The following is a 12,325-nucleotide window of genomic DNA, read 5'->3' as shown; positions in this document are numbered from 1 at the left end:
AAAGATGAAGATATGAGCATCGATACCATACTAAAGAATCTGGCCACGTTTATTCGCGAGCGGTTGCCCCAAACAAGCGAGCGATTACTGCGTTCTGTTCAGGAACATAGTAGTGGCTATGCCAGTATTCCACCTGCCGAGCTCCGTCCGGCGCTGGAACGTTCAGTGACGACTATTTGCACGCTCTTCGGTGACAATGACAACGGACCGATCAGCGAATGGGCTCCTCAGATCGGCAAGCGACGGGCCGAAATGGGACTTTCGCTTGATGATATGATGGTGGTAGTTACCAAGATTCGCGAGTTTTGCTGGCAAGAACTCACCGAATTCGGGAGTGATCGGTTGGCGATTAGTGACGTGCGGCGGTTTGAAGACGCGATCAGCGAATTCAGTCGTTTGTTGTTACTTGGCTACAGTCAGGCGATGATTGCGCTCCAGCAAGAGTTGCGCGATCAGGCTGAACAGATTGCTGCTCAACAACAAACGATCCGTGAGCTGAGTACCCCAATTTTGCCACTTTACGAGGGTATCCTTATCTTACCGCTGGTCGGTGCCATTGACAGCTTTCGCGCCAGTCAGATTATGGAACGGCTGCTGACCGCAATTGCCGAGCGGCAGGCAGATATTGTGATTCTTGACATCACTGGCGTACCCGTTATTGATACCGCGGTCGCTAACTATCTCTTACAGACCGCACGTGCGGCTCAGTTGATTGGCGCTCAGGTCATTCTGGTCGGTATCGGTGCAGAAATTGCCCAGACCATCGTTCAGCTCGGCGTAGAACTGCGCGGGATTCAGATTGGCGCTAATCTCCAGGCTGGTATCGAGCTGGCATTGCGTCAGCAAGGATTTGCAATTCGCTAATCATTTACGGTGAAGTTGTCATGCCTCAGGTCATCGCTCACATCGTTGCCTTCTGTGAAGCACACCTGTCTGATACTGCTGAACGGTTTACTGATAGCCTTCGTGCCCAACAGCCAAATTATGCGGCAATGGATCGCGCAGCTCTGCTGCAGGCAGTTACCACTTCTTTGAAAACGCTTATTCAAGCGATTGGAACTGGTGATCTGGAACCATTCCTTCGTCATGCCCGGTCGGTGGGTCAAGCACGAGCAAGTAGTGGTTTTATCGCTGCCGATATGTTTACGGCGCTCAATGAGCTGCGGCACGTAGCCTGGGAGCTGATAGAAGCGTTTGATCGCGAGTACCATACGATCACGGTAGCTCATGCGAAGCGGTTTGAAGACGCGATCCATGCCTTTGGGCAAGAGCTATTAGCCAGCTTTAGTATTGCTTACCGTCAGATGCAGTTCCAGATTCGTGATCAGGCGCTGCAAATCGAATCGCAGCAACAAACAATCCGCGAGCTGAGTACCCCGATTCTGCCACTTTACGAAGGCATCCTTGTCTTGCCATTGGTCGGGGCAATTGATAGTTTTCGCGCCGGTCAGATGATGGAGCGACTACTGACCGCAATTGCCGAGCGGCAGGCAGATATTGTTATTCTTGATATTACCGGTGTCCCCGTCATTGATACCGCGGTTGCTAACTACCTCTTACAGACAGCACGCGCAGCTCAGTTGATCGGTGCACACGTGATTCTGGTCGGAATCGGGCCTGAAATCGCTCAGACCATGGTGCAGCTCGGTGTCGATGTGAGCAGAATTGAGGTTAGGGCTACGTTGCAGAGCGGAATCGAGCTGGCTCTCAGTCGGATAGGACGCGCTATCAGACCAATAGCATAGTCTATAAATCTGCTACCCTGCAAACGGTTTACTACCGACAACCGCAGCACAAGCAGAGGGTTTTTTGTATTCACATACCAGAAAATCCGACGCATTGACAAAGCGTGCTGGCGACAAGGAGGTCGCACGATGGCAGCCGACATTTTTACTCAACTGCAAGATTTTCTCCTTGCCCGATGTGACGAAATCGTATTCAAATTGGGTCAACAGGTGCAACAACAGAGCACCAGCTACGCCCGGCTTGACACCGCAGAATTACTGCCGTCGATGAGGATGACGGTTGAAACACTAGCCGAAGCAATTGGCACACGAGACATGCTACCCCTGTTAGCTTACGCCGAGGCGCTGGGTGAAATGCGCGTTCATACCGGTTTCGCTCTCGATGATGTGCTAACCGCTATGGAGGTCTTTCGCGTACTGGTCTGGGAAGCTCTCGAGGAGTTTGCCGCTGAACATCCAGACTGTAACGTTGAGACAGTACGAACAGTTGAAGATATGCTGATGCAATTTCGGCAGGCCCTTGTCACCAGCTTTAACACGACCTACCATCAATTGCACTTTCAATGGCGTGACCAGACTGAGCAGCTTATCGCTCAGCAACAGACGATTCGTGAGCTGGGTACGCCAATCCTCCCTCTGTACGAAGGGATTCTGGTCATGCCACTGGTCGGCGCTATCGACAGTTTTCGTGCTGGTCAGATGATGGAAAAGCTACTGACCACAATTGCTGAGCGTCAATCCGACATCGTCATTATCGACATCACCGGTGTGCCTGTGATCGATACTGCGGTCGCCAATTATCTTTTACAGACGGTACGGGCCGCTCAGTTGCTCGGTGCGCGCATCATTATGGTTGGGATTGGCCCAGAAATTGCGCAGACAATCGTTCAGCTTGGGGTTGATTTGAGCAAGATGACAGTTGGAGCAACCCTTCAAAGCGGCATAGAGCTGGCCTTGCGTTATGTAGGACGCGCTATCAGACCAATCGCATCGTTGACCGATCAACGTCATGCTCGTTTGGGACGAGCGTGAAACACGAGTAGTAAGACTATCACCGTACTTCGATCACTTTTCCTGTCATCAACGGAGAAGAAAGGCCAATCTTGCCCGACATGGGGTATTGCTACAGACTGAACAACGGGCAGCACACGACTATCATTGCGAATGAATGCGAAAGAGCAATAAAAAATCCTCTAACCAGATCGGTCAGAGGATATTGGAGCGGGAGACGGGACTCGAACCCGCGACATTGTGCTTGGGAAGCACACACTCTACCAACTGAGTTACTCCCGCATTTGTTAGCGAATATAAGTATAGCACGCTCAGCATTACCTGTCAATCATGGTTCAAGCCGATATCCAACTCCCCATTCGGTCAGTAAAATCTGGGGCTGGCGCGGATCATGCTCGATTTTGCGTCGCAGATGCCAGATATAAACCTTCAGGTAATCATTATCGCGTACCTGATCGCTCCCCCAAACCGCACGTAACAGTTGTTCGTGGGTAACTACCTCACCAGCGTGTTCAGCCAGTACCAGCAGCAGTTGATACTCAGTCGGCGTCAGGTCAACCAGCTCACCGCGCACACGCACCTCATGCTTGCGCTGATCGATGCTAATCAAGTTCTGGCCGACGACGAGCGGACGATTTACCGCCGGTACTCGTCTGAGCAGAGCACGAATCCGAGCCAGTAATTCATCATAATTAAAGGGCTTGACAAGATAATCATCAGCGCCGTAATCAAGACCCGTGATTACATCATGCGGTTCAGTCTTAGCAGTAAGCATTAATATCGGTAGCGAAGCAAATTCCCGAACTTTTTGGCAGACCATCATACCATCAAGATCGGGCAGCATAATATCAAGAATCACCAGATCAGGCCGCTGGTTACGGATGATCTTCATCGCCTCTATGCCACTACTCGTCTGTAGAACACCGTAGCCTTCCTGTTCAAGCCGCACACGTACCAGCTCTTGCAAATGATTATCGTCATCGACAACCAGAATGGTCTTGGTCTGTTCCATAAAGTTCTCCATTTGCTGTGACCGATTTTAGTCGCCTCACCGCGATTGACCACTGCTGCCAGCTCGTAACTCGGTGAATCGAACAGCGATGTCGTCAAAGGTGAGTTCACCGATGTGAACATAGCGAATCTGCCCGTCAGGTGTAATGAAGAAACTGGTAGGAAGCGGAAACACTCGATAGGCCTCGGTGATGGTACCGTCAACATCAAGTGCGATTGGATATGTCACGTTATACTGATCTAAGAATGCTGCCACATCTGCAACGGTTCGCCCTTGCACCTGTTCATCATCGGTAAGGTTCACGCCAATGATCATCAGACCCTGACCGGCGAATTGTTCGTATGCCCGCTGCAAAGCTGGCAATTCTCGTTTGCACGGTTCGCACCACGTTCCCCAGAAGTTGAGTACAACAACATTGCCACGGTACTGCGTTAGTTCGATAGTACCGCCACGCAATGCTGGAGCTGTAAACGAGGGTGCCGGACGATTAACTTCACCCATCGCCTGACCGCTCAATGTTTCACGGTTTGTAAACATCCAGACTGCCACAACAATTGCTACGGCAACAAAGGCGAAGGCGAAAGCACTCAGCAATTCACGACGACCCGGTTCACGGCGCACCGGTCGAGGAGTTGACGGGATGAAACCCTGACTGATGTCGTACTGGCGCCGTCGTTCTGGATCACGGAGTACGGCATATGCTCGCTCAATCTCGGCCAACCGCTCTTGAGCGACTGCCCGCAGGTCATCGGCGAGATCGCCGAGCCGTTCCGGTGCATATCGTTGCCGTTGTTGTTCGTAGGCAGCATCAATGTCTGCCTGATCGGCCTCTGGCGTCACACCTAATAGGCTGTAATAATTTTGTCTAGTCATAGATGCAATTGTAGCATACCTTTAACCAAAAGCTAACGCTTTTTATTGACTATATTCATTGATCAGAATCTGCGCCTGCAATTGCAATCCCTGATTTACGCCGGGAATAGACAACACGAGCTGCCACTGCTGAATGGCGCGTTCGGTTTGTGGCGGATCGACAGCAACGAGGCAAATGCCATGCGAAAGCAACACTCGCGCATCTTGTGGCGCAGCCTGAAGGGCTTTTTCTGCTTCTGCCAATCCTTCCTGGGCACGCTGCGGATTCTTGGTATCGATACCATAGTAACAAAGACTGGCAGCAATGTCGGCCCGAACAGCATTATTGTCGGGCTGTAGCTCAAGTGCTTTACGATAAGCTTCAACAGCCTCTAACCAGCGCGGCAGGCGTTCTTGATAGATCTGCTGCGCCTCGGCATTACCGTTGGTGAGCTGTTCACGCACGTACACCACACTATCGAACAAGGCATTGCCAAGGTTGATCCAGGCATTAGGGTTATCTGGAACTTGCCCGGTCACCTGACGCGCTGCAATAACCTGCCCTTCAAACTGATCGAGAATTTCGCGGAACGTCGGCGTCGGCGGTACAACCGTTGCTGTCGGATTAGCACCAGAAGTTGCGGGTTGTGCAACCAGCGCAGTACTGATCAGTGTACCGAGAACGATACTAAACGTCGCCGCAGCTACCACCAGTGAAGGTAGCAGCCAGACGGGTTGCTGGCGCTGGACGGTGCGCCCCCGAACCGATACAGTTCGTGAGCTACGACTCAGGTATGGCTGTGGATTAAAGCCCGGTGGGCGCTCCTGGCGCCGCGCGGGTGGCAGTGGCCGGTAATCGATCAGATTGTCATCATCCTCGCTGACAGGAACCGCTGGAGCGGTCGCCGATACCGGCGGTGGTGCTGGTTGAAGGATCGTTTGCAGTTGCCGATCATACTCAGCCCGCCGCTGCGGATCACTCAAGACAGCATATGCCCGCTCGATAGCTTCGCGTCGCTGACGCGCCAGATCAACCAACTCTTCAGCCGCTCCCTCAAGTCGCTCCGGAGCATACCGTTCCCGCAACCGCTCATAGGCTGCGCGAATCGCCTCAGCATCAGCTTTTGGGTGAACTTGTAAAATTTCGTAGTAGTCAGTCATAGTGCTCACAACAATAGTCGCGATTGGCGGCCATCGGGCCGACCCACCAACCGCGACTATTCCATCCTCATCTGTCACCACATCCCGTCAGCATATCGATGTGACTGCTTATTACCTCACTTGCTTAATACGTTTATGCACCGTATGCAGACACTCGCCGACCGAATCGAGTATTCACGAACCTGATAACCGGTGAGGACAGCGTTCAACGTCCGATAGCTCGCCAACCCATTTGTGCTGCCAGTTCCGGCAGAGCCCTGGGCAAGCGGACACGGACACCAGCCAGCGCCAGACTACCTTCAAGGTAGCGCCGGACCAGTGCAATAGCCCCTCCTGTTACCATAATAATCACACCTGTCCAGACCAGGACAACTAGCGGTTTGACACTGACCGCAATCACTGCTTTGGCCGGTACAACCGGTAATTCATCAATACCGGGGCCGCTACCTTCGAGGAGTACCATCCGATTCGTCGGATCGAGTTCGGCCAACCGTAACGTATGACCACCAGGAAGCGTTACTGGGATAAACTGTAACTTGCCTTCATTGGTAGTCGGATCCGGAACAATTTCAACTCGTGGTTCCACCTCAAACGTCTGTCCCTCGTATATCACCTCTACTCGGGCGCCGACTTTTGCCTCACCGCGCACCATTGCCTCGCGGTCGATATTAAAGCCACGGAAGGTCAATGTATACGGCCCCATCTGGACACTTTGATCGACACCTAAGACCGGTCGTGACGGATCGCGTTCGGGATCATAGCCGGCTGGCGAGATATAAAGATCGTGCCAGAAATAGCTATGGATCGAGGGCGTTTGCATCGTCGCCCCCATTCGTTGGTTGTAATAGAGGTATGGTCGGGCCGAAAAGGTGCGCGAGCCATCGCTCACCGTTACATCGAGCACACCGCGCTGCTGATCATCAAGCTGATAGCCGTTAAAGATAAATTCGTAGCCAAACAGGCGAGCCGATTCGCCGGGCGACAGTGTCAGACGGGTATCAGGTGTAGCGTAGGCTGACGAGGCCACCATCCCAATGGCCATAACCGTAAAGCCCAGATGGGCGAGATAGCCACCAATCCGTAGCCAACCACCGCGCAATGTACGAATAATCATGAGGAGATTGGTGCCGAATGCAAAAGCACCACCCGCAACGTAGAATAACGACAGAACATCGCGTACATTAATGAAGATTGCGACGATAGCAGCCACGACTGCCAATACCGCTGGCCAACGGAGAGCACGGAGCAGATGACTTAGATTAGAGTCGCGCCAGCCGAGCAGTGGCCCAACGATCAACAGCACAATTGCAACCACACCGAGCGGCGGTACGGTACGTTGATAAAAACTTGGAGCTAGCGAGAAGCGCCCATCCTCGAACGGTTGAGCCTGGGGATTCATCAAGGTGCCGTCGTCTAACTCGAAGTAGCGCCCCATCCACTCTTGTAATGTATGGCCTACGCCAGGGATAGCCGAAATGACCGGCATAGAGGTACCGATACCAACCACCAATGCCGTCATCACAATGGTGATAATTCCCAAGACGAAGAAACTATCGCGCGAGAAGAACTTATCACTAAGCGGACGTGAGGGAATATCGTTCCAGCGAACGACTAACGAGACGACGGCAACCGCCAGCAAGAAAATCTGAAAGCCGACTAGCCCCTCGAAGATACCTTCAGCAACGAACGAATGAACGGAGAAGTTGGCATACACGCCACTGCGCGTCATGAAGGTGGCATAAAAGACGGTAACATAGGTTGCTAAACCTAACACTAAGTTTGTCTTGCGGAGGCTCCCGTGGGTTCTCTGCACCAGCATACCGTGGATCAGAGCGGTCAGAATGAGCCAGGGCACCAGTGAGGAGTTTTCCACCGGATCCCAGCCCCAATAACCACCCCAACCCAGAGTTTCATAGGCCCAATAGCCACCGAGCAAGAGCGCAAGACCCAGAAATGTCCAGGCTGCCAGTGTCCACGGCAGCGCTCGTTTAACCCACGTATCGTAATCGCGGCGCCAAAGTGCTGCCAGTGCGAACGCAAAGGGAATCATTGATAGTGCATAGCCGACGAAGAGAATCGGTGGGTGAATAATCATCCAGAAGTTATGCAGCAAGGGATTCAGACCACGTCCGTCACCAGGGTTCAGAGCCACACCAGTATTGGGATCAACCAGTGGCTGAAAGGGATTGAGCACCAGCGTGAACCCAATGATTGCGGCCTGAATCGCCATCACAACCATCAGTACATACGGCTCAAAGTGCTTTGTACGACGAACCAATAGCACACTGGCGATGGCACCCCAGAGGAGCCAGATCATAAAGCTGCCCGGCTGACCCGCCCAGGTCGCAGCAATGGTGAAGAAGAACTCCAGATCACGTGAGCTGTAGTTGTACACGTAATCCAAATCAAAACGACGAGCCAGGAAAACGGTAACCAGCAATGTCCACGACATGATAACGCCGGCCAGTGCCGCATAAACCCCAAACCTGGCGTAGCTGAGTGCTGCTCGCTGACCGCGTAGCACCAGTCCATAACTAATGAGTGCCAGTAGGGTCATACCGAGGCTCGTCATGAGAAGGAATGTACCGAAGAGATACATAAGTTACACTTTCTAGTGATCACAACGTTTTCATGCCGTACTGCCGTTACTTCTTCAGGAACCAATGCTACAGCAGGGCAGGTCGCAAACCCACCCTCTTGATACGGTACAGAACACCAATCTCTCAAAACGCTACAAGTACCGGTCAGTGAAAAAGGTTCAGTCGCTGGATTGTTACGGCGTAGCTTATAGCTTGATCCCAATTTTCGCAAAACGCCACAGTGACCATCGGGCGTTAGCCTAGTTCAGCAACGCCTGACAGGACATCTAGCAACCACCTCAAGGTTTAGCCTGATTAAGTTCCTGGTACTTCGATGGGCATTTCACCAGCAAGTCATCGGCCATAAAAGCCTGCTCGTTCGGGTCATAACGGCCAATCGCAACGATACTAATCGCCTGCTCGAAGTTCGCCGGACGTGGATCATCAGAGATCACCTTGATCAGTTTACCATTTTCATCTTGCAGCATAAAGGTAAACCGACCTTGCTCATCGATCTCGCCAGTACTCCCCAGAAAACCGGCCAACTGCACGCTGCGAGTACTGCGTATCGCTTCATCGACGCTCGTCGTGTAAGCTCGAAACCCTTCTTGAAAACCGAACAAACCGTACACGATTGCCAGCAAAATAATGCCCAGGCCGGCAACATGGATTGGCTTAATCGCCAGACCACGACGAACAGGAGTAGTTGCAACTGCCATACCTATCCTCACATTATGAACGGCGCTCAACCGGCTCATCGGCCTCATCGGTTGATCGCACACGACTCACTTCGGCTTTCGGCAAAGCTGTTTCTGCTTGCTCACGCTCACGTCGTAGCTCTCGCTGCAACATACGTGCCGTTGTGTCGATCCGCCAGAGGTAGACAAAAATAGCGATCCAGACCGATAACACTGCGGCGGTTGCGACAAAAATTGCGGCGTTATCCATACGTTACTCTCCCGCGTTGTGCAATTGCCCACTGCAAGTCAAGCACCAGTGAACGAACCTGTAACATCCAGAAAAGGAGTGCGGTAAAGCCAAGATTCGCAGCCAGGAAGACATAGAGCGTTCGCCGATTTTCTAACAGATTTGTGCCTGGTGCTTCCATGTTCAACCGCACTGCTCCAGTCGCCTCATTGTATTCTTCCAGCCCCAGTTGGAAGCGTGAGCCGGGAAACTCTGGGCGATCAGCCATGCCACCGTCTACCAGATCAAGGCTTGGATAGAGAATTGCCTCGCGTTGCAAGCCGGGTGTACTCACCTTGACTTCAGCAACCAGCAGATTGCCCTTGCGCTCGAGACCGAGCAACTGCACTTTCTGGTCACCGATCAGACCGACTTTGCCCACTTCGAGGACAATACCATCGCAATTACTACCTTGAATAAAAGCACAATTTGGGTGCAGGGTACTGTCAGCGATACGGGGAGCAATAAAGAAGAGGAAAGGCATCGTGACAAACGCGAACAACGAGTAGACCGCACTCAATTGGCGGCGCCGATCGATGTCGTCAATAGCAGCACGCAGCGCGAACAACGCGGCATAAATGAGGAGGAGGACAAAGATTGAGGTCTGGCGCGGATCCCAATTCCAGAAAATGCCCCATGCTACTTGCGAAAAGATCATTCCGGTGATAGTAGCCAGTAGCGTAAAGAGCAGGCCAGCCTCAGCCGCGGCTACCGCAATGTGGTCATCACGTTCACGCCGTCGCCACAAGTACAAACCACTAAAGATAGCCGAAATGGTAAAGGCAACAACACTGACCCAGGCCGTGGGAACGTGGACGATAACAATGCGACCGGCATCACCTAAGCCTTCATACTGCGGTACAACTAAAAAGGTTGCAATTGCTACGCCAGCCATCCACAACCCGATGCCAATTTTTGCCGCCTGTGCCAATCGCTGCACCATGACAACTCACTTTCTAGCCTGCGGAGTGGTTTTCTGCTATTCTCATCATACAACAGAATTGTATAAAAAAACAAGAGACGTTTGTCATATGTGTCAATTGCGCATATTGCTATCATTTAACGGGTGTACCGCGTATCGGCTTAAAGGAAGCCTAATCTATTGTATCATGACTACTGTGAATTGTGATGGCACAATCGACGCGAAAAATGAGATCGCACCGGTATACCCTTCATTATCAGAGAGGAACGGGTATGGGCGAGTGCCCAACCTGCTCCCTGGCGTGTGCTGATAAGTCGTACAACAGAGCTATTTGACTGCCTTAGAACGTGCGGATGCCGGAAAGAGAAAGAGAATGTTCAAACACGTTGCGTCGTAGACCGGTAGTTATGACTCCCATACAAATGGGAACAGCAGTAGTGACGCGGTGAAGGTCGCTACCACATAAGCAAACAAGAAGCGTAGCGAACCAAAGACAACATCAAAGGTGACATTTTCCAGCGTTTGGGCAGTGCCCTGAATAGCAACAATCAGTGGCGCAACCAGCAAAGGAAATGCAAGCACGGCGAACAACGCACCTTTGAAACTGGCACGAGATATGATAGCGGCGATAATGGTGGTCGCTGAGGTCAGGGCTAAGCCACCCATCGTTAACATAGCCCCAAAGGCGAACGGACTACCCACACGAACGCGCAGCAAGACGATGAAGAGTAGACTCGTCACCAGATTGAGGGTAAGTACCAGCGTGAGGTTGAAGCAAAATTTCCCTAAAAAGACAGCAGTCGGTGAGGCCGTCAATTGCAGCGCGGTAAGCGTTCTGGTCTCTTCTTCGTAGACGAAACTGCGTGACAGACCATTGAGTGCGGCAAACAGCAGGGCAATCCACAAGAGGGCCGACTGGATAAGCAGAGCTTCTTGAGTGCGACGAAGGCCAAGAAAGCCAACACCAAGACTGATCGCGGTCGTGGCACTCACGGCAAAGAGTAAAAGCGTGTTGATCGCGTAGCGTGTGCGCAATTCGCAGGCAATGTCTTTGCGGAAGATTGCCCATGCAGCACGCAAGGTAGTGGCAATACCGTTGGCCGGTAACGCCGGAATATCAGTATCGGGTGAGTCTATATCAACAGATTGCGTCATATAGGCCTGTGTTCTCTATTCAATCGCCAGTTTTAGCAGCAAATCTGCATACCGTAATTCACGTGGATCATTGGTAGCAATCACCGTCAAGCCACGCTGACGCTGGGCCGTAATGATTCGATCAACAAACGCCGTTCCGCGTTCGTCGAGAGTTACCGTCGGCTCATCCAGCAAAAGCACTGCTGGCCGATGGAGCAGGGCAAAGGCGTAACGCAGGCGCTGCGTCATGCCAGATGAATATGCGGCAAGTCGGTCGTTACCACGCTGCCCCAAACCAACCAGATCAAGCAACTCGTACAGCGCTGTGTCTGACACAGATAGTCCGCGAACTTGCGCGAAAAAGCGTAAATTTTCGATCCCGCTTAGCTCGCGGTAGAGCGATAGATCGGGAGCCACCCATCCGACAAGATGACGGGCGTTCCGTGGCGCGAATTGCTGTTGACCAACGGTATAATAAACGGTACCTCCAGCAGGTACCTGGAGTCCAGCCAGGATGCGTAACAGAGTACTCTTACCACTGCCGTTTGGCCCACTGACGACCAATACTTCACCACGGTGGAGTTCAAAGCTGATTCCGCGTAGGATGAGGCGGGCATTATACCCGGCACTGAGTTGTGAGACGTACAATTGCATATGCTGTTATGTTCGCGGTAACGTTGCCCTTGACAGAGGCTTCACCGGAAGGTGGTGAGCGTGGTATGCAGATTATACCAGGATTGCAGCGGTAACGGTGATGACTCTGGTAAATCTCGGTCTGGCAGTGAGAAATTGAAACTGTTGCACACCGTATCGGAGCGCGTTGCAGTGCGCCCTGATACGGTGTGTGTGTTCAATTATCGATTGACGAGCGGAATGTAGATCGGAAAGTTTGTTGATTGTTCAGGAGCATTCCTCTGGGTTGGGCTTGGCGTCATCGTCGCCG

12 protein-coding genes and 1 tRNA gene are annotated in these 12,325 nt (G+C 52.3%); 3 read left to right on the top strand and 10 right to left on the bottom strand.

The features are described from left to right. The first annotated feature begins 12 nt into the window (after positions 1–12). The 3 genes from JE47_RS0107815 (at position 13) to JE47_RS0107805 (ending at position 2,777) form a co-directional block, all read left to right on the top strand. On the top strand, positions 13–864 hold the full coding sequence (locus tag JE47_RS0107815) for an STAS domain-containing protein (RefSeq protein ID WP_031459219.1): 852 nt from the start codon (positions 13–15) through the stop codon (positions 862–864). Between the two features lie 20 nt (positions 865–884). Then, complete coding sequence (locus JE47_RS0107810) at positions 885–1,745, top strand: STAS domain-containing protein (protein ID WP_031459218.1); 861 nt, start codon at positions 885–887, stop codon at positions 1,743–1,745. A gap of 129 nt (positions 1,746–1,874) precedes the next feature. Next, positions 1,875–2,777: an STAS domain-containing protein gene (locus JE47_RS0107805; RefSeq protein ID WP_031459217.1), complete on the top strand. Its 903-nt coding sequence runs from the start codon at positions 1,875–1,877 to the stop codon at positions 2,775–2,777. A 185-nt stretch (positions 2,778–2,962) separates the two neighbouring features. Here the strand turns inward: JE47_RS0107805 and JE47_RS0107800 are convergent. The 10 genes from JE47_RS0107800 to JE47_RS0107755 all read right to left on the bottom strand — a co-directional run bounded on the left by JE47_RS0107800 (position 2,963) and on the right by JE47_RS0107755 (position 12,036). Then, positions 2,963–3,038 (bottom strand) — tRNA-Gly (locus tag JE47_RS0107800). 46 nt (positions 3,039–3,084) lie between these two features. Beyond that, positions 3,085–3,768 (bottom strand): response regulator transcription factor, encoded by a 684-nt coding sequence (locus JE47_RS0107795; RefSeq protein ID WP_028457941.1) that lies wholly within the window; start codon positions 3,766–3,768, stop codon positions 3,085–3,087. A gap of 36 nt (positions 3,769–3,804) precedes the next feature. Further along, positions 3,805–4,641: a J domain-containing protein gene (locus JE47_RS0107790; RefSeq protein WP_236631168.1), complete on the bottom strand. Its 837-nt coding sequence runs from the start codon at positions 4,639–4,641 to the stop codon at positions 3,805–3,807. Positions 4,642–4,683: 42 nt separating this feature from the next. Next, positions 4,684–5,862: a J domain-containing protein gene (locus JE47_RS0107785; protein WP_236631167.1), complete on the bottom strand. Its 1,179-nt coding sequence runs from the start codon at positions 5,860–5,862 to the stop codon at positions 4,684–4,686. A gap of 124 nt (positions 5,863–5,986) precedes the next feature. Further along, positions 5,987–8,338 carry a cytochrome c biogenesis protein CcsA gene (gene ccsA, locus JE47_RS0107780; protein WP_236631166.1) on the bottom strand — a complete coding sequence of 784 codons (2,352 nt, stop codon included), beginning with the start codon at positions 8,336–8,338 and terminating at the stop codon, positions 5,987–5,989. 321 nt (positions 8,339–8,659) lie between these two features. Beyond that, a complete protein-coding gene (locus tag JE47_RS0107775) occupies positions 8,660–9,079 on the bottom strand; it encodes a cytochrome c maturation protein CcmE domain-containing protein (RefSeq protein WP_031459213.1) in 420 nt (139 codons plus the stop codon). Positions 9,080–9,092: 13 nt separating this feature from the next. Beyond that, positions 9,093–9,308: a CcmD family protein gene (locus JE47_RS0107770; protein ID WP_028457947.1), complete on the bottom strand. Its 216-nt coding sequence runs from the start codon at positions 9,306–9,308 to the stop codon at positions 9,093–9,095. Next, positions 9,301–10,269, bottom strand: a complete 969-nt coding sequence (locus tag JE47_RS0107765) for a cytochrome c biogenesis protein (protein ID WP_031459212.1) — start codon at positions 10,267–10,269, stop codon at positions 9,301–9,303. Before JE47_RS0107765 ends, JE47_RS0107770 begins: the two co-directional genes overlap by 8 nt. A gap of 384 nt (positions 10,270–10,653) precedes the next feature. Continuing rightward, positions 10,654–11,403 carry a heme exporter protein CcmB gene (locus tag JE47_RS0107760; RefSeq protein WP_031459211.1) on the bottom strand — a complete coding sequence of 250 codons (750 nt, stop codon included), beginning with the start codon at positions 11,401–11,403 and terminating at the stop codon, positions 10,654–10,656. A 15-nt stretch (positions 11,404–11,418) separates the two neighbouring features. Then, positions 11,419–12,036, bottom strand: coding sequence for an ABC transporter ATP-binding protein (locus tag JE47_RS0107755; RefSeq protein ID WP_031459210.1), 618 nt, complete (start codon positions 12,034–12,036; stop codon positions 11,419–11,421). Positions 12,037–12,325 lie beyond the last annotated feature (289 nt).

This window comes from Chloroflexus sp. MS-G (assembly GCF_000735195.1).
Classification (GTDB): domain Bacteria; phylum Chloroflexota; class Chloroflexia; order Chloroflexales; family Chloroflexaceae; genus Chloroflexus.
This window is presented reverse-complemented; position numbering and strand designations above follow the sequence as displayed.